Source organism: Amycolatopsis sp. NPDC051102, from assembly GCF_040682815.1.
Taxonomy (GTDB): domain Bacteria; phylum Actinomycetota; class Actinomycetes; order Mycobacteriales; family Pseudonocardiaceae; genus Amycolatopsis.
In genome coordinates this window covers 43558-66426 of record NZ_JBFBBT010000015.1, presented here as the reverse complement: position 1 = coordinate 66426, position 22869 = coordinate 43558, and the positions used below count along the sequence as shown (strand labels likewise).

The window sequence follows — 22869 nt, the reverse complement described above, 5'->3', positions numbered from 1 at the left end:
GTCAGTCCTCTTCGGAGACCCAGTCGAAGGTCTTGGTGACGGCCTTCTTCCAGTTGCGGTACTCGCGCTCGCGGCGGGCGTCGTCCATCGACGGGTCCCACTGCTTGTCCTGGGCCCAGTTGGTGCGGATGTCGTCCTCGGACTTCCAGAACCCGACGGCGAGGCCGGCGGCGTACGCGGCGCCCAGCGCGGTGGTCTCGTTGACCACCGGGCGGATCACCGGCACGCCGAGGATGTCGGCCTGGAACTGCATGAGCAGCTCGTTGACGACCATGCCGCCGTCGACCTTGAGCGACTTCAGCGGGACTCCGGAGTCGGCGTTCATCGCGTCGATGACCTCGCGGGACTGGAAGGCGGTCGCCTCCAGCACCGCGCGGGCGAGGTGGCCCTTGTTGACGAACCGGGTGAGCCCGACGATCGCGCCACGAGCGTCGGAGCGCCAGTAAGGAGCGAACAGACCCGAGAACGCCGGGACGAAGTACGCGCCGCCGTTGTCCTCGACGCTGCGTGCGTGGTCCTCGATCTCGGCCGCGGTCGTGATCATGCCGAGGTTGTCGCGCAGCCACTGCACCAGCGAACCGGTGACGGCGATGGAGCCTTCCAGCGCGTAGACCGTGTCGTTCGAGCCGATCTTGTAGCAGACCGTGGTGAGCAGCCCGTTCTGCGACATCACCTTTTCGGTGCCGGTGTTCAGCAGCATGAAGTTGCCGGTGCCGTAGGTGTTCTTGGCTTCGCCGGGCGAAAGGCAGGCCTGGCCGAACGTCGCGGCCTGCTGGTCGCCCAGGATGCCCGCGATCGGGACGCCGGCCAGCGCGCCCTTCTCGCGGACCTTGCCGTACTCCTCGGACGAGGAGCGGATCTCCGGCAGCATCGAAAGGGGGATGCCCATCTCGCCGGCGATCTCGGCGTCCCACTGCAGGGTGTCGAGGTCCATCAGCATGGTGCGGGAGGCGTTGGTCGGGTCGGTGACGTGCACGCCGCCGTCCGCGCCGCCGGTCATGTTCCACAGCACCCAGGTGTCCATGTTGCCGAACACCAGGTCACCGGCCTCGGCCTTCTCGCGCGCGCCTTCGACGTTGTCCAGGATCCACTTGATCTTGGGTCCGGAGAAGTAGGTCGCGAGCGGGAGGCCGACCTTGTCGCGGTAGCGCTCCTGGCCGCCGCCGAGGTTGCCGAGCTCGGTGACGATCTTGTCGGTGCGGGTGTCCTGCCAGACGATCGCGTTGTACACCGGCTTGCCGGTCTTCTTGTCCCAGACGAGCGCGGTTTCGCGCTGGTTGGTGATGCCGACGGCGGCGATGTCCTTGGCGGTGAGGTCGGCCTTGGCCAGCGCGCCCGCGGCGACCCGGCGCGTGTTCTCCCAGATCTCTTCCGCGTTGTGCTCGACCCAGCCGGCGCGGGGGAAGATCTGCTCGTGTTCCCGCTGGTCGACCGAGACGACGCGGCCTTCGTGGTTGAAGATCATGCACCGGGTGGAGGTGGTGCCCTGGTCGATCGCGGCTACGTACGAAGTCATGTGTGCTCCCGGAATTCCATCGAACGGGCGATCAGGTCAGGTTGTGGACGAGGAGGTAGAGGAGTGCGGCGAGGGCGCCGCCGGCCAGCGGGCCGACGACGGGGATCCACGAGTAGCCCCAGTTGGCGTTGCCCTTGTTCCGGATCGGCATCAGGAACGCGTACGCGATCCGGGGGCCGAGGTCGCGCGCCGGGTTGATGGCGTACCCCGTCGGGCCACCGAGGGAGGTGCCGATCACGAGGACCACGAACGAGACACCCGCGTAGCCCAGCGCGGAGTTGCCGAAGTTCGGCGTCCCGCCGTCGCCGGCGGCGTAGGTCGGGCTGAGCAGGATCCACGCGACCAGCACGAAGGTGCCGATGATCTCGGTGACGAGGTTCCACGCGATGTTCGGGATCTGCGGGCCGGTGGAGAAGATGCCGAGGGTGTTCTCCGGCTCGGGGTGGTCGTCGAACTGCAGCTTGTAGGTGGCCCAGCAGAGCATGGCGCCGATGATGGCGCCGGCGAACTGGCCGATGAAGTAGAAGGGAACGTCGGCCCACGGGGTCTTGTCGGCGATGGCGAGCCCGAGGGTCACCGCCGGGTTGAGGTGCGCGCCGCTGGGCGCGGCGATGCTGGCGCCGGTGAAGACGGCGAACGCCCATCCGAAGTTGATGAACAGCATGCCGCCGTTGTTGCCGTTGGTTTTACGGAGGACGTGGTTCGCGACCACCCCGTTGCCGAGCAGGATCAGGGCGGCCGTTCCCAGTAGTTCCCAGACGATTATTGCCCCAGCACTCACCGCTGCACCTCCACACTGGACACTCTGCGCAGGGTCGATCACGGCGTGCCACGGCACCGTTGCCGACCCACGTCCGCGCGACGTTACCGGGGCGTAGAAGCTACTTCCAAGCACCGGGCAGCCGAATCTTTTCAAGATCGCGGCCAAGATCGCAGAGGGTTACGCCACAAGTGTCATCCGTGGACGGGCGGAGGATCACCGGGTCGTGCGATGCTGGAAGCCTCGCCAGCACGAGGAGGATGTCACGTGGCGCAGCACGCAGCGGAGACGAACCCGGCTCGACTGGGCCCGGCCAAGCGGGAAGAGACCTGGCAACGGCTCGGCAACGAGACCTTCGACCTCGTCGTGATCGGCGGCGGCGTCGTCGGCGCGGGCACGGCGCTCGATGCGGCGACGCGCGGGCTGCGGGTCGCGCTCGTCGAAGCCCGCGACCTCGCGTCGGGGACGTCGAGCCGGTCCAGCAAGCTCTTCCACGGCGGCCTGCGCTACCTGGAACAGCTCGAATTCGGCCTGGTGCGGGAAGCGCTGCGCGAGCGTGAGCTGATGCTGACGACCATCGCGCCGCACCTGGTGAAGCCGGTCAGCTTCCTGTACCCGCTGACGCACCGCGTGTGGGAGCGGCCGTACACCGCGGCGGGCCTGCTGATGTACGACACGATGGGCGGCGCCCGCAGCGTCCCCGGTCAGAAGCACCTGACCAGGGCGGGCGCGCTGCGGATGGTGCCGGCGCTCAAGCGGTCCGCGCTGATCGGCGGGATCCGCTACTACGACGCGCAGTCCGACGACGCCCGCCACACGATGACGGTGGCCCGGACGGCGGCGCACTACGGCGCGGTCGTGCGGACGTCGACCCAGGTCGTCGGGTTCCTGCGCGAAGCCGACCGGGTGTCGGGCGTGCGCGTGCGAGACGTCGAGGACGGCCGCGAAACGGAGATCTCGGCGGCCGCGGTGATCAACTGCACCGGCGTCTGGACCGACGAGCTGCAGCGCCTGTCCGGCGGTCGCGGCCGGTTCCGGGTGCGCGCGAGCAAGGGCGTGCACATCGTCGTCCCGCGCGACCGGATCGTCTCGGAATCGGGGATGATCCTGCGCACCGAGAAGTCGGTGCTGTTCGTGATCCCGTGGCGCAACCACTGGATCGTCGGCACGACGGACACGGACTGGAACCTCGACCTGGCCCACCCGGCGGCGACGAAGCACGACATCGACTACCTGCTCGAGCACGTCAACACGGTCCTGGCGACACCACTGACGCACGACGACATCGAAGGCGTGTACGCGGGCCTTCGCCCGCTGTTGGCGGGGGAGAGCGAAGAGACATCGAAGCTCTCGCGCGAGCACGCGGTGGCCCGCGTGGCCCCGGGCCTGGTGGCGATCGCGGGCGGCAAGTACACGACCTATCGAGTGATGGCGGCGGACGCGGTCGACGCGGCGGCGGTGGACCTCCCGGGCCGGTCTCAGCCCTCGATCACGGACAAGGTCCCCCTGCTGGGCGCGGACGGCTACCACGCACTGGTCAACCAGGCCGACCACTTGGCCGCAGAGCACGGCCTGCACCCCTACCGGGTGAGGCACCTCCTGGACAGGTACGGCTCGCTGGTCCACGAAGTCCTGGCATCGGCGGACGGCCGCCCAGAGCTCCTGAAGCCGATCGAGCACGCGCCGGACTACCTGGGCGTGGAGGTGGTGTACGCGGCTTCGCACGAGGGGGCGCTGCACCTGGAGGACGTCCTCGCCCGCCGGACGCGCATCTCGATCGAGTACGCCCACCGCGGAGTGGACTGCGCATCACAGGTCGCCACCCTGGTGGGGGAAGTCCTCGGCTGGTCACCCGAAACGGTGAAGCACGAAATCGAGGTGTACCGGGCAAGGGTGGAGGCAGAGCGCGAATCCCAGTCCCAGCCGAGCGACGAAGCGGCGGACGCCCTGCGGTCGGCGGCCCCGGAAGCCCGGGCGGGGATCGTGGAGCCGGTGAGCTGAGGGTTGTCCACAGCCTCGCGGGGTTGTGGGCAGTCGGTGCTGCTGGGCGCCTTCGGACCGGGTTTCGTCCGGGGGCGCCGATAGACTGGCCTAGGGGCCGCCCCCCTGGGAGTGGCGGGGGATGTTCGGCGGCGGGGATGCCCCGAGGAGCGTGGGCTAGTCGCGCGCGCTCATGATCAGGTCGCCGTTCCCATGCGCTGTCAGCGAGATCCGGTAGCCGGTCGCTGATCACCACCCATCGGGTGGCTACCCGTGGCCGCTGCTGATTCGGGGCCGGTGGGTGGTGCGGCCGGCCCGCGGCCACCCGGCGACTCGCGCCGCAACCGCCTCGGGCCTGCACCTACAGCGCTTGGTAGGTCGCTTCGCCGCAGACACGCCACTCCCCTTCGGGATGGCCACGGCGGACCGGCGGTTGACCGAACGGCGATCGTGGAGCCGGTGAGCTGAGGGAGGTCGTAGGCGCGGCGCCGCTCAGGAAGTCCGGTGCCAGCGGATCAGCCGTTCCCCCGTCGCGGCTCGCTCCGGCTCCGGGCCGATCAACGTGAACCCGCACCGCTCCGCCACGATCGCCGATGCCGTGTTGCTCTCCTCGTACCGGTAACTCACCTCGGTCAGCCCCAGCCCTCCGAAGCCGAACCGGAGTGCCGCGTTCAACGCCGTCGTTGCGATTCCCTTGCCCCGCTCTGCCGGGTGGACCCAGATCGTTGCCTCGGCGTACGCCGCGTCCAGGTTCAGCTCGCGCAAGCCCACCTCGCCCAGCAAGCGGCCCGATGTCGGTTCGGCGATCGCCCAGGAACAGCGCTCGTCGCCTGCCCACTGGGCCGCTCGCAACGTCACGTACTCCGTTGCCTCGTCCAGGGTGCGCAGCCGGTAGTTCAACACGTACTTGCGGTGCGTCGGGTCCGCGAACGCCTCCATCAGGAGCCTGCGGTCGTCGATGTGCCGGTCGGCGCGCAGCTGGCGCAGGTAGTACGTGCCCGCGTTGATCTCCACCGGTTCCACTCCACCCAGCCTAGCCAGGCCGGGAGCGTGCCGCCCCCGGCCCGGCGTCAACCGGCGCCTACGGGGTGAAGCGCCAGATCACCGGCACTCCGCCCTCGTCGAGCGGGCCGTTCGATGCCCAGCCCGTGAACACGCCGTCGTCAGCGACGTGGCTCGACTCGTAGCCCGTGTACGTGCCCGGCTGCTTCAGCTCGCCGCCCGGGGTGGTTCCGCGCCACACGATCGGCTTGTACCGGAACGAGCCCGGGATCGGGGCCAGGCCCGCCGTCAGGCCACCCACGTTCAGGTCGCTCGCGTAGTCGCCGCCGGTCAGCGCGACCGGCGTCTCCGGTGTGGTCCACCGGATCGCCTGCGACGCGTTCCCGTTCGACGCGAAGCCGACCACGACGCCGTTGCGGATCGCCGAACCGTGGGGGTTCGAGAAGCCCGGGATGTCCGCCAGCGGCCGGCTCACGCCGTTCTTCCAGACGATGTCGCGCTCGAACCCGCTGAACAGGATCGAGCCGTCGTCGTCGATGTCGACCACGTTGTCCGCGCCGGACGGGAGCGGGAACACCGTGGCCGCGGCCGCGCCCGCCGGCCAGACCGCCGCCGCGTGGCCCGCGGGGTCGTCGGTGAAGACCATGCCGACCGCGTCACCCCGCCGGTTGACCGCGCGCATCTGGAACGAGCGGTAACCGGGCGGGTTGTCGCGGAGGTGGAACCCCGTGGCGTCGGCCACGAACGTGCGGTCGGCTCCCGTGTCGTAGTCGAGCGCCTCGCCGTAGATGCGCCCCGCGCTGTCCTCCCCTTCGGCCATCGCCCACTCGAAACCGTCCGGCACGCCGCGCAGCGTCGGCTGACCCCCACGCCAGCTGATCACCTGCAGTTTGTCCCCGACGATGAACGACCCGCTGTACTCGCCGTGGCCGTCCGACCCCGTCAGATACCCGTGCCCCACCGGGTCGGCTCCGGCCGGCAGCGGCAGCAGCGTCGGCTGCCAGCCCAGCCGGCCGGTTGCGGCCTGGGCCGGTGCAGCTGCCAGCGCCGCGGCCGTGATCGCCACCGCCGCCAGCACCCCCGGCCGCGAAAACACCCTGTTCATGGAAATCCTCCCTTTCCCCCGACCTGCGTGATCACCACGTCGGAACGCGGGCGCAGGTTGCCCGGCAAAGGGAGTAATCAGCGACGGCGGCGAGCGCCCGCGATCATCGCCACGACCAGCGGCAACGCCACCGAGATGATCAGCAGCCGGCCGCGGGAGAGGATCAGCACCGCGACCGCGAGGACGATCGCGATCGGCACCGCCGCCGCGGTCAGGAAACGGACCAGTGCGCTGTCCTCCGACGACGCCACCGGGACCCGAGGCGCCGAAACGCCGTTGAGCAACGCGCTCGGGCGGGGCGACGGGAGGTCGTCGAACAGCGGGACGAGCTCGCTGACCCGCTTGGCCGCCGTGACCTTCGCGGACCGGGCGCCGTATTCGTCGATGTCGAGCCGGCCGGTGCGGACGTGCTCTTCGAGGACGTCCAGGGCGTCCTGGCGCTCGGCGTCGCTCAACCGCATGTCGCCCACGGCGGAATCAGCGGCCCATCTCGCGCCGGTAGGAGTCACGCAGTTCGCGACGGCGTTCCCGGTCGCGCAGGTGCCGGTCACGGCGGTCGTGGTGGTGCCCGTGGCCCCACATCGCGCGGCCGAACACGCTCAGCCCGATCGGGATCAGGATCAGCGTCCCCGTCACCACGCCGCTGGCGATCAACGCGATCGTCGCGATCCAGACCAGCGGGATGAAGGCGGCCACGAACCGCTGCGACGACGACCAGCCGTCCGGGGCGGCCGCCGGCCGCGGTGCGGGCCCGGCCGCCGGTTCGGGTGCCGTGACGGCGACCTTCGGGACGTCGTCGTACTGCGGGTGCGGCGCCGGCAGGTCCGCGAAGATCTCGCCCAGCTCGCCGCGCGTCTTGGCCGCGGTGATCCGGGCCGAGCGTTCGCCGTACTCGTCGATGTCGATCCGCCCCGCGGTCATGTGCTCACCGAGCGCGGACAGCGCGGACTCGCGGTTCTGGTCGCTGATCCGCAGCTGCGGAGACGGGACTTCGGTCACGTAGTCGATGGTAGGCCGCCTCGGGGGCGGCCCACCACGACATCTGTAACGAACGGCGCTACTTGATCTCGAGAAGCTGCGTGCCCTGCGTCACGGCGGCGCCGACTTCGACCGAAAGACCGGTGACGGTGCCCGCTTTGTGTGCGGTGACCGGGTTCTCCATCTTCATCGCTTCGAGCACGACGATCAGCTCGCCGGCTTCGACCGTCTGGCCCTCTTCGACGGCGACCTTCACGATCGTGCCCTGCATCGGCGCCGTGACGGCGTCGCCGCTCACCGCGGCCTTGGAGCCACCGGCGCGCTTGCGCGGCTTCGCCTTGACGGCCGTGCCGCCGCCCCCGCCGCCGCCTTCGAACGCGAACCCGCCCGGCAGCGAGACTTCCAGGCGCCGCCCGCCGACCTCGACCACGACGTTCTGCCGCGGCTCTTCCTCGGCGGCCTCGATGTCGGGCGCCACGAACGGCTCGATCTTGTTGTCGAATTCGGTCTCGATCCAGCGCGTGTGCACGCTGAAGCCGTTCTCGTCGCCGATGAACGCCGGGTCGTTCACGATCACGCGGTCGAACGGCAGCACCGTCGCCATGCCTTCGACGACCATCTCGGCCAGCGCCCGTCGGCTGCGCTCGAGGGCGTTGTTCCGGTCCGAGCCGGTGACGATCAGCTTGGCCAGCATCGAGTCGAACTGCCCGCCGATGACGCTGCCCGACTCGACGCCGGAGTCGACGCGCACGCCGGGGCCGCTCGGCGCGACGAACTTCGTCACCGTGCCGGGCGCGGGCAGGAAGCCGCGGCCGGCGTCTTCGCCGTTGATGCGGAACTCGATCGAGTGGCCGCGCGGCTCGGGGTCCTCGGTGATCCGCAGCTTCTCGCCGCGCGCGATGCGGAACATCTCGCGGACCAGGTCCAGCCCGGTCGTCTCCTCCGACACCGGGTGCTCGACCTGCAGCCGCGTGTTGACCTCGAGGAAGGAGATCGTTCCGTCGGTGGCGACGAGGTACTCGACCGTGCCGGCGCCGTAGTAGCCGGCTTCCTTGCAGATCGCCTTCGCAGACTCGTGGATGCGCTTGCGCTGCTCGTCGCTCAGGAACGGCGCGGGCGCCTCCTCGACGAGCTTCTGGTGGCGGCGCTGCAGCGAGCAGTCGCGGGTGCCGACGACGATCGCGTTGCCGTGCATGTCGGCCAGGACCTGCGCCTCGACGTGACGCGGCTTGTCGAGGTAGCGCTCGACGAAGCACTCGCCGCGGCCGAACGCGGCGACCGCCTCGCGGGTGGCCGACTCGAACAGCTCGGGGATCTCTTCGCGGGTGCGCGCGACCTTCAGGCCACGGCCGCCGCCGCCGAACGCGGCCTTGATGGCCACCGGCAGGCCGTGCTCGTCGGCGAAGGCGACGATCTCGGAGGCGTCCTTGACCGGCTCCTTCGTGCCCGGCACCAGCGGCGCGCCCGCGCGCGTGGCGATGTGGCGGGCGGTCACCTTGTCGCCGAGGTCGCGGATCGCCTGCGGGCTCGGCCCGATCCAGGTCAGCCCGGCGTCGAGGACGGCCTGGGCGAAGTCCGCGTTTTCGGAGAGGAAGCCGTAGCCCGGGTGCACCGAGTCGGCGCCCGAGCGCTTCGCGGCGTCCAGGAGCTTGTCGAAGTTCAGGTAGCTCTCGGCGGCCGTGGTGCCGCCCAGCGCGAAGGCTTCGTCGGCCAGCCGCACATGGGGCGCATCGCGGTCCGGGTCGGCGTACACCGCGACGCTGGCCAGGCCAGCATCCTTCGCGGCTCTGATGACGCGTACCGCGATTTCGCCACGGTTGGCGACCAGGATCCTGGTCACCGGACCACCCGTGGATTCGCCGACCTGCTCGGCCACCCCGCACCTCCTGCGTCCGACAGCTGCATTGCTGACCGCCCACGCGGCATCAGGGAAGTCTACGGATATGACGTCGGGAGTCTCTTGAGTGAGAGGTGAACCACGCTCAGACGTGGTGCCGCAGCTCCTCGGGCAGGGGCGAGTCGAGCACGATCACGTCGTACGGGTTCGCCGCGTGGACCTTCGCCAGGTGCTCGGTGTTCACCAGCGCCCACGGCTGGTGCTCGCCGCAGCAGTCGATCAGCCGGTCCAGCGCGGTGAACGCGACCAGCGCGGTGCGGCCGTCCGGCGTGCGGCGCAGTTCGATCGACGCGCCTTCGGTCTCGGCGCTGACCGGGCCGGTCGGCAGGTAGAGGGCGGGAGGCAGGTTCGGGTTCGTCACCCGGACAACATAGACGGACACGCTCCGCTACGCCTGACCACGTCAGGTTGAACGGGCCACATCGCGACGGGGCGCTGCCGACGCGCGGCCGCGAAGCGGCTTACGCTCTGTCTTATGCGGACTACGGCGGTGCGGACGCCTCGGTCGGCGCTGCTCACCGCGGTGCTGGCCGCGGTGGTGACCGTCGGCGCGATCGGCGCGGTGTTCCTGCTGCGGCCGCGGCCCGAAGCGGCCCCGGAACTGGCCGAACCCGCCGCCGCGCCGGTGACACCCGCCGTGACCTGCGGCGGCGGCCCCTGCCGCCAGCTCGCGGCGGTGACGGTCGGGGGCACGCCGGTGGTGCTGCTGACCGACGCGGCGGGCGGTTCGGCGCGGCTGCGCGTCGGGCCCGAGCCGGGCACGGTGTTCGAGCTGTCGATCGCCCAGCTGGGCGTGCGGCTGGACCAGAACTCCCTGCGCTGCATCGACGGCCCGGCCCCGGCGTGCCTGGTGCGCGGTGACGTCGGCGACGACGGCACGGCCGCGTACGGCGAGCTGCTGGTCGGCAACGGGGGAGTGTGGCGCGACCCGGGCAAGCCGTTTTACGCGGACGCCGGGACGCTGTCGCTCTACGACGTCACGGCCGACGCCAGCCCCGACGTGATCGTGGTCCGCCACGACTGCCCGGACTCCGCGTCCGGCACCCCGAAGTGCACGGCGGCGCCGGTGCTGGGCGAGGTGTACGACCTGGCCGGCCGCTCGGTGGGCTGCACGCGGCGGGTGACGTCGCCGTCGGACCTGCGCGGCTGGCCGGACATCCGCCTCACCCGCGCCGACCTCCGCACCTGCCCGTCCTGACACGCGTGAAGGCCGCCTCGAACGCTCGAGGCGGCCTTCACGGGTTTGCGCGTCAGGCGGGGGCGGGTTCCGTGTGACGGGCCGCCGAGCCGTCGTCGCTGTGCTCGGGACGGTCGGTCGGGGCGTTGAGGACCTCGTCGTCGAGGAGGCCTTCGCTGCGCGCCACGATCGTCGGGACGACGATCTGGCCGGCCACGTTCGTCGCCGTCCGCATCATGTCCATGATCGGGTTGACCGAGTAGATCAGCGCCAGGCCGAGCGCGACCTGCTTGGCGTCCAGGCCGATGAAGGACGTCGTCAGCGTGAACGCCGTCAGCCAGCCGGTGGTCCCGGCCGTCGCGAGTGCGCCGACCACGGCGACCACCACGATGCCCACGTACTGCCAGAAGTTCAGCGACACCCCGGCCAGGTTCGCGACGAAGATCGCCGCGATCGCCGGGAAGACCGCCGCGCAGCCGTCCATTTTGGTCGCGCTGCCGAGCGGGGTCGCGAAGGCCGCGTACGCCGGTTGGACGCCGAGGTTGACCGCGGACTGGCGGGTCAGCGGCAGCGTCGCGGCCGAAGACTGCGAAGCGAACGCGAACTGGATCGCCGTGCCCGCCTTCGCGAAGAACTTCAGCGGGCTGACCTTCGCCACGAACTGCAGCAGGATCGGGTAGACGACGAACAGCACCAGCAGGCAGCCGACGTACACCGCGAGCGTCGTCGAGAACAGCGGGCGGAACAGCGCGTCGCCGTAGTTCGACACCGCCGCGCCGATCAGGCCGATGATGCCGAGCGGGGCGAGCCGGACGATCCAGCCGAGGTAGCGCTGGATGATTTCGAACACGCTCGTCGTGAAGTCCACGAACGGCTTTGCCTTGTCGCCCAGGCTGTACGCGGCGGCGCCGATCACCAGCGCGAGGAACAGCACCTGCAGCGTCTCGCCGTCGGAGAACGCTTTCACGAAGTTCTCCGGCAGCAGCCCGTTGACGAAGGCGTCCCACGAACCCCAGTGGTCGACGCTCTTCGCTGCCTTGTCGGCGTTCTTGGCCGTGGCTTCGACGCCGCCGAGGCCGCCGGCGCCGGGGTTGAAGATCCGGCCGACCGCGATGCCGATCAGCGACGCGATGAACGACGTGATCGCGAACCACAGCACCGTCTTGCCGCCGAGGCGCGCGGCGGTGCGGCCGCCGCCGAGCTTGCGGAGGCTGTTGATGCCGACCACGATCGCCGTGAAGACCAGCGGGATCACCGCGATCTGCAGCAGCGTGGTGAAGATGGTGCCGATCTGGTCGAGGAGATCGGTCAGCCAGCCGGCTTCGGTCTGCCGTGCGACGACGCCCAGGAGGGCGCCGACGACGAGCGAGCCGAGAACCGCGGCCGCGAACACCCGCGGCTTGGTGTATGTCCGGACAAAAGACACGGGGCGACTCCGGTGCTCGAAAATTTCCAGTCTTGCCGGGTAGGGAGAACGTCAGGCAAGGCAGGACTCTTCCGGATCACCCGATGGTGTGGTGCCTTTCTCAGGATGCGGGAGGCTGCCAGAGATCCACGACACTCACGCCGACCTCGGCCAGCAACCGGCGCGTGAGCGGCAGGCTGATCCCGATGACGCTCGTGTGACCGCCGTCGAGCCCGTCGACGAACCAGCCGCCCCGGCCGTCGATCGTGAAGCCGCCGGCGACCTGCAGCGGCTCGCCGCTGGCGACGTAGGCGTCGATCTCGTGCTCGCTCGGCGTGCTGAACCGGACCGTGGTCGCTTCCCAGCCGGACGCCTCCTTCGCGCGCGTCCCGCGGTCGAGCCGGACGACCGCGTGGCCGGTGAGGAGTTCACCGGATGCCCCCGCCATCGCGGCCCAGCGGGTCCGGGCGACCTCGGGCGAACCGGGCTTGCCGACCATCTGGCCGTGGATGGAAAGCATCGAATCGCAGGCGACGACGACGGCGTCCGGGTGGGCCGCGGCGACTTGGTCGATGACCGCTTCGGCCTTGGCCGCGGCGAGCGCGGTGACCAGCTCGGACGGCGACGGATCGGTCAGGGCGGCGGCCACGGCGTCCTCGTCGACGCCGGAGACGAACACGGCCGGATCGAGGCCCGCGGAGCGCAGCAGGGCGAGACGGGCGGGGGACTGGGAGGCGAGGACGAACTGCACGCCTGAAACTTACTTGACCAGGTGGTCGTGACCGAATTGTGACCGGCGTCACTTCGCGGGAGAGCTAGTTTGTTGTGGCTCGCAACTTATGGATCGACGGACCGTCACGGAGAGAACAATGCCGCTCCTCCGCACCACGAGATCATTGCGACTCACTTCGCTGGCCGGCCTGCTCCTCGCGGGCACGGCCCTCGTCCCCATGGCGTCCGCCTCCGCGACGCCGCTCTACCGGAACCCGCACGCCCGGGTGGCCGACCGCGTCACGGACCTGATGGCGCGGATGACGCTCGACGACAAGGTCGGGCAGATGACCGAAGGCGAGCGCGGCGCCGCGACGCCCGCGCAGGCCGCCGCCGCGCGGCTCGGCTCGATCCTGTCCGGCGGCGGGTCCACGCCGACGCCGAACACCCCGGCCGGGTGGGCGGACATGGTCGACGCCTACCAGAATGCGCTTACCTCCACCGGCCTGGGCATCCCGATCGTCTACGGCGCCGACACCGTGCACGGCCACAACAACGTCTACGGCGCCACGGTCTTCCCGCACAACATCGGCCTGGGGGCCGCGAACGACCCGCAGCTGGTCGAGCGGATCGGCGCGATCACCGCCGACGAAGCCGCGTCGACCGGCGTCAAGTGGGGTTTCGCCCCCTGCCTGTGCGTCGCCCGCGACGACCGCTGGGGCCGCACGTACGAGTCGTTCGGCGAAGTCCCCGCGAACCCCGTCGCCAACTCCGTGATCATCGAGGGCATGCAGGGCCGCCGGCTCGACGCCCCGACGTCCATCATGGCCACGGCCAAGCACTTCATCGGCGACGGCGGCACCACCGGCGGCGTCGACCAGGGCAACACCCAGATCAGCCTGGACGAGCTGCGGAAGATCCACCTGCCGCCGTTCCGGGCCGCGGTCGACCACGGCGTCGGCTCGGTGATGATCAGCTTCAACAGCTGGAACGGCGTCAAGGACCACGGCAACAAGTTCCTGATCACCGACCTGCTCAAGGGCGAGCTCGGCTTCTCCGGGTACGTGATCTCCGACTGGAACGGCATCGACCAGATCGACGGCCAGCCCGGGTTCACCCCGGCCGAGGTCAGCCAGGCCGTCAACGCCGGGATCGACATGGTGATGGTCCCGAACGACTACCTGAAGTTCATCAGCACGCTCAAGGCCGAAGTCCTCGACGGGCACGTCCCGATGTCCCGCATCGACGACGCGAACCGGCGGATCCTCACGAAGAAGTTCGAACTCGGGCTGTTCGAGCACCCGTACACCGACCGTTCGCTGCAGAAGGACTTCGGCAGCGCGGCGCACCGCGCCGTGGCGCGGCAGGCGGTGCGCGAGTCGCAGGTGCTACTGAAGAACGACGGTGTGCTGCCGCTGGCCAAGCGGGACAACAAGATCTTCGTGGCCGGGAAGAACGCCGACGACATGGGCAACCAGGCCGGCGGCTGGACGCTGACCTGGCAGGGCCAGAGCGGCGCGCGGGTCATCCCCGGCACGACGATCCTCGACGGCATCAAGGCCGGTGCCGGGAAAGGCACGAAGGTGACCTATGACCGTGCGGGTGGCGGAATCGACTCCAGCTACAAGGTCGCGGTCGCCGTGGTGGGCGAAACGCCGTACGCCGAAGGGCAGGGAGACCGGCCGGGCGGACTCGGCCTCGACGCTGAAGACCTCGCCCTCGTCGCCAAGCTGAAGGCGTCCGGCGTGCCCCTGGTCGTGGTGACGGTCTCCGGGCGGCCGCTCGACATCGCGGCGCAGCTGCCGTCCTTCGACGGGCTCGTGGCGGCCTGGCTGCCGGGGTCCGAAGGCGCGGGCGTCGCGGACGTCCTCTACGGCGACTACAACCCGACCGGGAAGCTGAGCTTCACCTGGCCGAAGAGCTCGGCCCAGGAACCGATCAACGCCGGTGACGGTCAGCAGGGCCTGTTCCCCTACGGGTTCGGCCTGTCCTACCGCCGCCACCACCACTAGCCACCGCTCCCGCGGTCCGTGCAGGCCCCCGTTCCGGTACCCGACACCGGCGCGGGGGCCTGCACGGTTTTCAGGCCGCGGCCGCTTCGGGCGCCGGCGCGGGGGTTTCCCAGCGCGGCTTGACCCGCCGCATCACCGCCGCCGAAACGACCCCGAGCAGCAGGACGACCATCGGCAGCAGCATCGTCTCGCGGGCGGCGTCGGTCAGTCCACTGTGGACGGCTTCGGTGGCCAGCTTCCCGGCCCGCGCGGCGATCTCCGCGGGCAGCCCCGGCATCGGCGACGGGCCGCCGGCCGAACCGAACTCGCCGGTGCTCGCCGCCGCGTGCGCGATCCCCTCGGCGAACGGCGCCCGGTACGGCTCCGGCAGCTGCGTCGCCGCCTTCGTCGCTTCGTCCGCGATGGACGCGCTGATCCGGGCCTGCAGCAGCACACCGATCGCCGCGCTGCCGAGCACGCCGCCGACCTGGCGGGCGGTGTTGAAGATGCCGGACGCGGTCCCGGCCAGCCGCGGCTCGACCGACCCCATCGTCATGTTGCTCATCGGCGAGAAGATGCAGCCGATGCCGAGCCCGCACACCAGCAACGCCGGCACGAACGACCACGGGTTGCTGTCCGGCGTCGCCTGCAGCGCGATGATCCCCAGCCCGGCCGCGAGCGCGGCGAGCCCGAACATCACCAGGTACTTGCCGTTCACCTTGTCCGACGCGCGCCCGACGAACGGCGCGATGATCCCGGACAGCAGCGACATCGGTGCGGTCAGCAGGCCGCCCATGGTCGGGCTCAGCCCGAGCACCGACTGGATGTAGATGACCAGCGGCAGGAACATGCCGGTCATCGCGAAGCCGACGGTCGCCGCGGTGAGCGTCCCGGCCGAGAAGTTCCGGTTCGAGAACACCTGCAGCGGCAGCAGCGGCTCGCTCTTGTTGAAGCGCTGCCACACCACGAAGGCGACCATCAGCAGCACGCCGGCGCCGATGATCTCGAACACCGTGATGCCGCCGAAGACCGTGCCCCAGTCGTACTGCTGGCCGTTCTGGACGCCGAACACGATGCACAGCAGCGCCGCGCTCGACAGGAAGATCCCCACCAGGTCGAACGAGTGCGAGTGCTTCGGCTGCCAGTCCGGCACCAGCAGCAGCGTGAGCACGACGGCGATCACGCCGATCGGCACGTTGACGTAGAAGATCCACTCCCAGCCGAGGTGGTCGACCAGCACCCCGCCGAGCAGCGGGCCGGCGATCGTCGCCAGGCCGGCGACGCCGCCCCACATGCCCATCGCCGGACCGCGCTTCGCCGGCGGGAACAGGTGCGTGATGAACGCCAGCGTCTGCGGCGTCATCAGCGCGGCACCGAGCCCCTGCACGGCCCGCGCGGCGATCAGCATCTCGACGTTGCCGGACAAACCGCACCACAGCGACGCACCGGTGAACACGACGAGCCCGGCCAGGAACACGCGCTTCGGGCCGAAGCGGTCACCGAGCCGGCTGGTGAACAGCATCGGCACGGCGTAGGTGAGCAGGTAGACGCTGATCACCCAGACGATCGAGTTCAGCCCGGCGCCCAGCTTGTTCAGCATGGTCGGGATCGCGATCGACACGATCGTGGTGTCGAGCAGGATCATGAAGAAGCCGAGGCACAGCGCGCCGAGCGCCGCCCACGGATTAGCTTGTCTTGCGTTCATCGTCGTCTTCCCTGGTGATGAGCGTGAGCTTGGGTTGTTCCTTGTCCGGGAAGGGGATCCGCCCGGACCGCAGGTCGTCGAGGAGGCGTTCGGTCCACTGCAGCTCGAACTTCCGGTGGTCGCACTGGTAGCGCCAGTCCAGCCAGTAGATCGGCGGCGTCCCGTCCTCGGCCAGGCGCTGCAGCACCGCCTCGTCGGCGGCCACCGCGGCGCGCAGCCGGGTGATCCGGTGCTCGAGTTCGATCAACGAGGTTTCCAGCCCCAGTTCGTCGATCACCGCGAGCCCGGACAGGTAGGCGGGGAACTCGGTGGCGAGATCGCCGAGCAGTTCGCGACCGCGCTGGGCGAACTCGTCCAGCCCGGTCTGGGTCATGCCGTAGACGGTCCGTTCGGGCCGCCGTCCGTCACGCTGCGTTTCGACGACCTCGATCAAGCCGTCACGGCACAGGCGCTCCACGGTGTGGTAGAGCGAGCCCGCTTTGACGTTGACCCGCATGTGGACGTACCGCTCGCGCATGAGCTGAGCCATCTCGTACGGGTGCAGCGGCCCCTCGTGGAGCAGCTCCAACACGGCAATGCCGAGTGGCGTCAGCTTGGGCGAGGCCATGACGGTGATCCCTCCAGGTCGTTTATTCCACGTGGACTATACGGTGGGGAGTAGGTGGCGGTCTACTCTCAATGGGGTAACCGTGCGTGTGCGGTTGGTGAACGGGAAGCGGCGTGATCTCCTGAGCGCGACTGTTCTGCCTGGATGAAGAAGTTTGTGATAGGAACTATCTAGACTCAGTTCGTGTTACGAACTAAAAGTGGGAGTAAACATGGTGCACTTCGGCATCGGCGTGTCCACCGCCGTCTCCGCCGTCTCCGAGACCTTGCAACTGGCCGTCCAGGCCGACAACAGCGGCCTGGACCTGATCACCGTCTCCGATCACCCGTACCACGCCGACCGGCTCGACGCGTACGCCGAACTCGGTGTCCTTCTCGGCGCGACCAGGCAGATCTCCGGCCTGGTCAGCGTCACCAATCTGCCCACGCGGCCCGCGTCGATGCTGGCGCGCACGGTCACGAGCTTGTCCGCGCTCACCGGCGGCCGGATCGTGCTCGGCATGGGCGTCGGCGGGCTCTGGGACGACATCGCGCGGCTCGGCTTCACCAAGCTGACGCCAGGACAGGCCGTCCGGGCCTTCGAAGAGGGCATCCGGCTGGTGAAACTGCTCGGCGGGGGCGGCGAGCCGGTCACCTTCGACGGCGAGTTCTACCAGGTCACCGACCTGGAACCCGCGCAGGAGGAGATACCACCGGTGTGGACCGGGTCCGTCGGGCCGAAGTCCCTCGCCGTCACCGGGCGGGTCGCTGACGGGTGGATGCCCGGGCGCGCCGCCGACTGGCTCAGCGAGCGCTACCGCACCTCGCGCCCGGTGATCGACGCCGCCGCCGTCGATGCCGGGCGCGATCCCGCCGAGATCGCCACCGTCTACAACTTCCCCGGGCGCATCACTGCCGAACCGCTCGCCAGGACCCGCGCTGACGACGGCCGCTGGATCGGCGGGTCGCCTGCCCAGTGGATCGAGGAGCTGACCGGCGCGGTACTGGACCACGGCGCCGCCGGGTTCGTGCTGTTCGGGCCCGGCGGCAGCACGCCCGACCGGTTCGCGGTCGCGCGGTGGGCGGAGGAAATCGTGCCCGCCGTACGGGAAGCCGTACGCTGACCGGATGGGGAAGAGCGGGGCGGACCTCGGTGTGGTGGCCGGGCTCGTGCGGGCGTCGTTCCTGGTGAACGCCGTCTACGCCGAGTCCGCCCGCCAGTACGGCCTCACCGTGCAGCAGGGGCAGCTGCTGTGCGTGCTGATGGGCCGCCCCTACGGCATGGGCGACCTGGGCGCGACGCTCGGCCTCGAGAAATCGAGCCTCACCGGCCTGGTCGACCGCGCGGTCCGGCGCGGGCTCGTCCGCCGCGCGCCCGACCCGGACGACCGCCGGGCCGTGCACGTCCTCCTGACCGAGGAAGGCCGCGAAGTCGCGGAGGACTTCTACGCGGCGACGTGCCGCCGGGTCGACGAGCTGGCCGCGCGCCTGAGCCCGCCGGACCGCGACCGGCTCGCGACCCTGCTCGGCACGATCGTGCGCGAGAACGAAGCCCCGACGGTCTTCCTCGACACCCTTCAGCCCTGAGGCAGACCCGAAGCGCGCCAAGCGTCTTCGCCGGGGTGAAGCGGCTTGTGCAGCGAACGGGCGTGATCGCCCCACCACGACGTACGCGGCTTCGGCTTCTCCGGCGCCTTCGCGGCCGAAGCCGCGGCGACGACCGCCGTCAGCGCCGCCAGCTCGGCGTCGCTCGGGTTTCCTCGGACCACCCTCAGCAGGGGACGCTGCTCGCTCACAGCGGGATGTTCCCGTGCTTCTTGGGCGGCAGCGACTCCCGCTTGTTGCGCAGCAGCGACAGCGCCCGCGCGACGTGCCCGCGGGTGTGCGCCGGCACGATCACCGAGTCGACGTACCCGCGTTCGGCGGCCGCGTACGGGTTCAGCAGCGTGTCCTCGTACTCCTGGATGAGCTCGGCGCGCAACGCGTCGACGTCCTGGCCCTCGGCCGCCGCCTTCGCCAAGGTCTTGCGGTGGACGATGTTCGCCGCGCCCTGCGCGCCCATCACCGCGACCTGCGCGGTCGGCCAGGCGAGGTTGACGTCGGCGCCGAGGTGCTTGGAGCCCATGACGTCGTACGCGCCGCCGTACGCCTTGCGCGTGATCACCGTCACCAGCGGGACCGTCGCCTCGGCGTAGGCGTAGATCAGCTTCGCGCCGCGGCGGATGATGCCGTTCCACTCCTGGTCGGTGCCCGGGAGGAAGCCCGGGACGTCGACGAAGGTGAGCACCGGGATGTTGAACGCGTCGCAGGTGCGGACGAACCGCGCGGCCTTCTCGGACGCGTCGATGTCCAGGCAGCCGGCGAACTGCGTCGGCTGATTGGCGACCACGCCGACGCTGTGGCCGTCGACCCGGCCGAAGCCGACGATGATGTTCGGCGCGAACAGCTCGTGGACCTCGAGGAAGTCGCCGTCGTCGACGACGCGGGTGATCACCTCGTGCATGTCGTACGGCGTGTTCGGCGAGTCCGGGATGATCGTGTCGAGCTCGCGGTCGGCGTCGGTGACGTCGTCGAAGAACCCGGGCGGGTTGTCCGGCACCTCGAACACCGGCGCGTCCGACAGGTTGTTCTGCGGCAGGTAGGAGAGCAGTTCCTTGACGTAGGCGATGGCGTCCTCGTCGTCGGAACCGAGGTAGTGCGCGACGCCGGACTTCGTGTTGTGGGTGCGGCCGCCGCCGAGCTCCTCGAAGGTGACGTCCTCGCCGGTGACCGTCTTCACGACGTCCGGGCCGGTGATGAACATCTGCGAGGTCTCGTCGACCATCACGACGAAGTCGGTCAGCGCGGGGGAGTAGACGTGCCCGCCCGCGTTCGCGCCCATGATCAGCGAAATCTGCGGGATGACGCCGGAGGCCTTGACGTTGCGGTTGAAGATCTCGCCGTACAGCCCGAGCGAGACGACACCCTCCTGGATGCGCGCGCCGCCGCCCTCGTTGATGCCGATGATCGGCCGGCCGGTCTTGATGGCCAGGTCCATCACCTTGACGATCTTCTCGCCGTAGACCTCGCCGAGGCTGCCGCCGAAGACCGTCACGTCCTGGCTGAAGACGCACACCGGGCGGCCGTCGACCGTGCCGTAGCCGGTGACCACGCCGTCGCCGTAGGGGCGGTTCTTCTCCTGGCCGAAGTTGGTCGAGCGGTGCCTGGCCAGCTCGTCGAGCTCGACGAACGAGTTCTCGTCGAGCAGCAGCTCGATGCGTTCACGTGCGGTTTTCTTGCCCTTGGCGTGCTGCTTCTCCACCGCACGGGCCGAGCCCGCGTGTACCGCCTCGTCGTACCGGCGGTAGAGGTCGGCCAGCTTGCCGGCCGTGGTGTGGATGTCCGGTTCGTCCTCGGGCGGCGTCCCGAGCGGCTCCGTCGCACTGCTCATTCCGGGGAGCTTAACTACTTGTCGGTCACTTCGCGTGTGGCGTAGGCAACGTCTGTGGAGATCCGAACCCTGGGTGTTGCCGACCTGTCCGCCTGCTCCGACCTGGCCGAGTCGCGGTCCTGGCCGCGGGAGCCGCCGAAGTGGAGGTTGCTCCACGAGGTCGGGACGGTGTTCGGCGTGGATGCTCCGGACGGCTCGGGGCTGGCCGCTTGCAGCGTTCTCGTGCCGTTCGGGTCGGTGGCGTCGATCTCGATGGTGCTGGTTGCCGGCCGGTACGAGCGGCGGGGGCTCGGGCGGGCGATCACCTCGCATGCCGTCTCCGCAGCCGGGGACCGGGTTGTGTGGTTGCACGCTTCTTCGATGGGGCGGCCGTTGTACGAGTCGATGGGGTTCGTCGTCGACGGCGGTTGTCAGGGGCATGCCGGGTCGTTCTCGGACGATGGTGGGGTGGGGGCCTGTCCCGGTGCGTTGTCTGACGTGCTACCGCTGGATCGCGCGGCTCACGGGGTGGATCGGCGGGGTTTGCTCGAGCGGCTCGGGACGCCGTTCGTGGTGGACGGCGGCTTCGCTTTCGGTACGGACATCGGGCACGTGACGGTGATCGGGCCGGTTGTCGCCGAAACCGAGGAGCAGGCGAAGGCGGTCATCCGGGGGGTGGCGCGGTCGGTTTCCGGTGCGGTGCGGGTGGATCCGGACTTTCGGTTTCCCGCGCTTACTGCGTGGGTTCGGGAGCGGGGTTTGGTTGCGGGGGCCTTGGCGCCGCGGCTGGTTCTGGGGGGCCGGGCGCTGCCGGGGGATCCGGCGATGCGGTTTGCGCCTTTTACGCGGGCTATCGGGTAAACGCTTCGGATGCAGGGTGGGCTGAAGGCCTGCGTCACGTCGATGTGGGCCTTACCAGGCCTGACTCGTAGGCGGCTATCACCAGTTGTGCGCGGTCTCTTGCTGCCAGTTTGTGCAGCAGGCGGCCTATGTGGGTTTTCACCGTTGCTATTCCTACGTGCAGTCTTGCCGCTATCTCGTCGTTCGACAGGCCTTTGGCGATCAGGGTCAGGACTTCCTGCTCTCTTGCCGTCACTCCGTCCAGTCTTGTCATCGGGCCCGAGGGGAGACTTGCGAACTCCGCCACCAGTCTTCGTGTCACCGACGGGGCCAACAGCGCGTCGCCCGATGCCACCACTTCTATTGCGGCCAAGAGATCTGGTGGGCGGGTGTCCTTCAGGAGGAAGCCGCTCGCTCCTGCCCGCAAGGCCGAATACACGTACTCGTCCAGGTCGAATGTGGTCAGCATCAGGACTCTTGTGTCGGTTTCCGCGCAGATTCTGCGGGTTGCCTCTATTCCGTCCATCTCCGGCATGCGGACGTCCATCAGGACCACGTCCGGCCGCTCGGCCCGGGTCAGGGCCACCGCCTCCACTCCGTCGGATGCTTCGGCGACCACCTCCAGGCCCGGTGCACTGTCGACCAGGACGCGGAAGCTTCCGCGCAGCAGTGCCTGGTCGTCGGCGATCAGGACGCGGGTCATCTGTTCGCCGCCCTTTCGTAGGGCAGGCGTGCATACACTCGGAAGCCCGTTCCGGCCGGGGCCGCGGAGAACTCGCCGTGGTAGACCGCCACTCGTTCGCGCATTCCGATCAGGCCGTGGCCGGGTACCGCCTCGCCGCCGCGGCCGTTGTCATTCACCTCGATGCTCACTTCGCCGTCGCCGCCTGTCACGTGGATCCGGCACGTTGTCGCGTTCGCGTGCTTCACCACGTTGGTCAGGGCCTCCTGCGCTATCCGGTACACCGACTGGCCGACGCCGCCCGGTAGCTCCGTCAGGCCGTCGATCGCCAGGTCGACCGCCGGGCCCGCCTGCTGGGCGCGTTCGGCCAGCGCCCGCAGGTCGTCCAGTGTCGGGGCGGGGGTCAGGGCCGGGACGCCCGTTCCGTCGCGGAGTACGCCCAGCATCCGCCGCAGCTCCGCCAGGGTTTCGCGGCTGGTGTCTTCGATGACGCGCAGTGCGTCGCGGGCCTGGTCCGGTTGCTCCAGGGCGACGTGGTTGCCGACCGCCGCCTTCACCGCGATCAGGCTCATGCTGTGCGCGACGACGTCGTGCATCTCCCGTGCTATGCGCAGCCGCTCGGCCGAAACCGCCTGCTGGGCGTGGGTTTCCCGCTCGATCACCGCGTGCTCGCGGCGGCCGTGGACCGCTATGCCCAGTGCGAACCCGACGATCAGCGCCGATGCGCCGAAGTTCACCGTTGTCGCCGTGCTCGGGTTCGGGACCACTATCCCGACCAGGCCGACGCCCAGCAGGCCGGCCGCGAAGCCGACCCGCGAGGCGCGGCTGCCTCGGTGCACCACGAACGTGTACAGCGCGCAGCCCGCCGAGACGACCGCGACCGCCAGCACCGGGCCGCCGATCGGGACCGCGGCCGCCGTCGCCACCAGGGACAGGATGTAGGCGGCGCGCGGTGACCAGCGGCGGAGCACGATCGGGACCCCGCTCACCACGAGGATCGTCCAGCCGAGCCAGGCCGGCAACCACAGCGGCAGGGACCACGCGCCCGCGGCCAGGTTGCCGACGGCACCGAGAGTCAGCACCAGGACGGCCAGCCCGTCCAGGACCATGCGAATGCGCATGAACC

22 protein-coding genes are annotated in these 22869 nt (G+C 69.9%); 6 read left to right on the top strand and 16 right to left on the bottom strand.

Annotated features, from left to right (window positions below):
• Position 1: 1 nt before the first annotated feature.
• Positions 2–1516 (bottom strand): glycerol kinase GlpK, encoded by a 1515-nt coding sequence (glpK, locus tag AB0M93_RS32785; protein ID WP_364280662.1) that lies wholly within the window; start codon positions 1514–1516, stop codon positions 2–4.
• A 31-nt stretch (positions 1517–1547) separates the two neighbouring features.
• The gene (locus tag AB0M93_RS32780; RefSeq protein ID WP_364280659.1) at positions 1548–2297 is read right to left on the bottom strand and encodes an MIP/aquaporin family protein; all 750 of its coding nucleotides are present in this window, start codon (positions 2295–2297) and stop codon (positions 1548–1550) included.
• Between the two features lie 246 nt (positions 2298–2543).
• Between AB0M93_RS32780 and AB0M93_RS32775 the strand changes: the two genes are divergently transcribed.
• Positions 2544–4277: a glycerol-3-phosphate dehydrogenase/oxidase gene (locus tag AB0M93_RS32775; RefSeq protein WP_364280656.1), complete on the top strand. Its 1734-nt coding sequence runs from the start codon at positions 2544–2546 to the stop codon at positions 4275–4277.
• A 471-nt stretch (positions 4278–4748) separates the two neighbouring features.
• Here the strand turns inward: AB0M93_RS32775 and AB0M93_RS32770 are convergent, their stop codons facing one another.
• From AB0M93_RS32770 to AB0M93_RS32745, 6 genes are all read right to left on the bottom strand, one after another.
• Positions 4749–5279 (bottom strand): GNAT family N-acetyltransferase, encoded by a 531-nt coding sequence (locus AB0M93_RS32770; RefSeq protein ID WP_364280653.1) that lies wholly within the window; start codon positions 5277–5279, stop codon positions 4749–4751.
• Between the two features lie 58 nt (positions 5280–5337).
• A complete protein-coding gene (locus tag AB0M93_RS32765) occupies positions 5338–6363 on the bottom strand; it encodes a hypothetical protein (RefSeq protein WP_364280650.1) in 1026 nt (341 codons plus the stop codon).
• A gap of 77 nt (positions 6364–6440) precedes the next feature.
• A complete protein-coding gene (locus tag AB0M93_RS32760) occupies positions 6441–6833 on the bottom strand; it encodes a DUF1707 domain-containing protein (protein WP_364280647.1) in 393 nt (130 codons plus the stop codon).
• Between the two features lie 7 nt (positions 6834–6840).
• The gene (locus AB0M93_RS32755; protein WP_364280644.1) at positions 6841–7362 is read right to left on the bottom strand and encodes a DUF1707 domain-containing protein; all 522 of its coding nucleotides are present in this window, start codon (positions 7360–7362) and stop codon (positions 6841–6843) included.
• 58 nt (positions 7363–7420) lie between these two features.
• Positions 7421–9217, bottom strand: coding sequence for an acetyl/propionyl/methylcrotonyl-CoA carboxylase subunit alpha (locus AB0M93_RS32750; protein ID WP_364280641.1), 1797 nt, complete (start codon positions 9215–9217; stop codon positions 7421–7423).
• Between the two features lie 106 nt (positions 9218–9323).
• Positions 9324–9599: an SAV_915 family protein gene (locus AB0M93_RS32745; protein WP_364280638.1), complete on the bottom strand. Its 276-nt coding sequence runs from the start codon at positions 9597–9599 to the stop codon at positions 9324–9326.
• A 114-nt stretch (positions 9600–9713) separates the two neighbouring features.
• On the opposite strand from AB0M93_RS32745, the gene AB0M93_RS32740 reads away from it, so the two are divergent.
• Complete coding sequence (locus tag AB0M93_RS32740; protein WP_364280636.1) at positions 9714–10436, top strand: hypothetical protein; 723 nt, start codon at positions 9714–9716, stop codon at positions 10434–10436.
• Between the two features lie 52 nt (positions 10437–10488).
• Here AB0M93_RS32740 and AB0M93_RS32735 read toward each other — a convergent pair whose 3' ends face one another.
• Positions 10489–11841, bottom strand: coding sequence for a dicarboxylate/amino acid:cation symporter (locus AB0M93_RS32735; RefSeq protein WP_364280633.1), 1353 nt, complete (start codon positions 11839–11841; stop codon positions 10489–10491).
• Positions 11842–11941: 100 nt separating this feature from the next.
• Positions 11942–12571 (bottom strand): nucleoside triphosphate pyrophosphatase, encoded by a 630-nt coding sequence (locus tag AB0M93_RS32730; RefSeq protein ID WP_364280631.1) that lies wholly within the window; start codon positions 12569–12571, stop codon positions 11942–11944.
• 118 nt (positions 12572–12689) lie between these two features.
• Between AB0M93_RS32730 and AB0M93_RS32725 the strand changes: the two genes are divergently transcribed.
• Positions 12690–14543: a glycoside hydrolase family 3 N-terminal domain-containing protein gene (locus AB0M93_RS32725; RefSeq protein ID WP_364280628.1), complete on the top strand. Its 1854-nt coding sequence runs from the start codon at positions 12690–12692 to the stop codon at positions 14541–14543.
• 70 nt (positions 14544–14613) lie between these two features.
• On the opposite strand, the gene AB0M93_RS32720 is transcribed toward AB0M93_RS32725, so the two are convergent.
• Together AB0M93_RS32720 and AB0M93_RS32715 are read right to left on the bottom strand one after the other, a co-directional pair.
• Complete coding sequence (locus tag AB0M93_RS32720) at positions 14614–16227, bottom strand: DHA2 family efflux MFS transporter permease subunit (protein ID WP_364280625.1); 1614 nt, start codon at positions 16225–16227, stop codon at positions 14614–14616.
• Positions 16208–16834, bottom strand: coding sequence for a PadR family transcriptional regulator (locus AB0M93_RS32715; RefSeq protein ID WP_364280622.1), 627 nt, complete (start codon positions 16832–16834; stop codon positions 16208–16210). The genes AB0M93_RS32720 and AB0M93_RS32715 overlap by 20 nt, the downstream gene beginning before the upstream one ends.
• Positions 16835–17045: 211 nt before the next feature.
• Here AB0M93_RS32715 and AB0M93_RS32710 point away from each other — a divergent pair, with 211 nt between their 5' ends.
• Together AB0M93_RS32710 and AB0M93_RS32705 are read left to right on the top strand one after the other, a co-directional pair.
• Positions 17046–17936 carry an LLM class flavin-dependent oxidoreductase gene (locus AB0M93_RS32710; RefSeq protein ID WP_364280619.1) on the top strand — a complete coding sequence of 297 codons (891 nt, stop codon included), beginning with the start codon at positions 17046–17048 and terminating at the stop codon, positions 17934–17936.
• Positions 17937–17940: 4 nt separating this feature from the next.
• Positions 17941–18399 carry a MarR family transcriptional regulator gene (locus AB0M93_RS32705; protein WP_364280616.1) on the top strand — a complete coding sequence of 153 codons (459 nt, stop codon included), beginning with the start codon at positions 17941–17943 and terminating at the stop codon, positions 18397–18399.
• On the opposite strand, the gene AB0M93_RS32700 is transcribed toward AB0M93_RS32705, so the two are convergent.
• Together AB0M93_RS32700 and AB0M93_RS32695 are read right to left on the bottom strand one after the other, a co-directional pair.
• Complete coding sequence (locus AB0M93_RS32700; RefSeq protein WP_364280613.1) at positions 18390–18608, bottom strand: acyl-CoA carboxylase subunit epsilon; 219 nt, start codon at positions 18606–18608, stop codon at positions 18390–18392. The two genes, AB0M93_RS32705 and AB0M93_RS32700, sit on opposite strands and share 10 nt — an antisense overlap.
• A complete protein-coding gene (locus tag AB0M93_RS32695) occupies positions 18605–20242 on the bottom strand; it encodes an acyl-CoA carboxylase subunit beta (RefSeq protein ID WP_364280610.1) in 1638 nt (545 codons plus the stop codon). The genes AB0M93_RS32700 and AB0M93_RS32695 overlap by 4 nt, the downstream gene beginning before the upstream one ends.
• 54 nt (positions 20243–20296) lie before the next feature.
• Between AB0M93_RS32695 and AB0M93_RS32690 the strand changes: the two genes are divergently transcribed.
• Positions 20297–21082 carry a GNAT family N-acetyltransferase gene (locus AB0M93_RS32690; RefSeq protein ID WP_364280607.1) on the top strand — a complete coding sequence of 262 codons (786 nt, stop codon included), beginning with the start codon at positions 20297–20299 and terminating at the stop codon, positions 21080–21082.
• 34 nt (positions 21083–21116) lie between these two features.
• On the opposite strand, the gene AB0M93_RS32685 is transcribed toward AB0M93_RS32690, so the two are convergent.
• Both AB0M93_RS32685 and AB0M93_RS32680 read right to left on the bottom strand, forming a co-directional pair.
• Positions 21117–21764 carry a response regulator transcription factor gene (locus AB0M93_RS32685; RefSeq protein ID WP_364280604.1) on the bottom strand — a complete coding sequence of 216 codons (648 nt, stop codon included), beginning with the start codon at positions 21762–21764 and terminating at the stop codon, positions 21117–21119.
• Positions 21761–22864: a sensor histidine kinase gene (locus AB0M93_RS32680; RefSeq protein ID WP_364280601.1), complete on the bottom strand. Its 1104-nt coding sequence runs from the start codon at positions 22862–22864 to the stop codon at positions 21761–21763. Before AB0M93_RS32680 ends, AB0M93_RS32685 begins: the two co-directional genes overlap by 4 nt.
• Between the last annotated feature and the right edge of the window lie 5 nt (positions 22865–22869).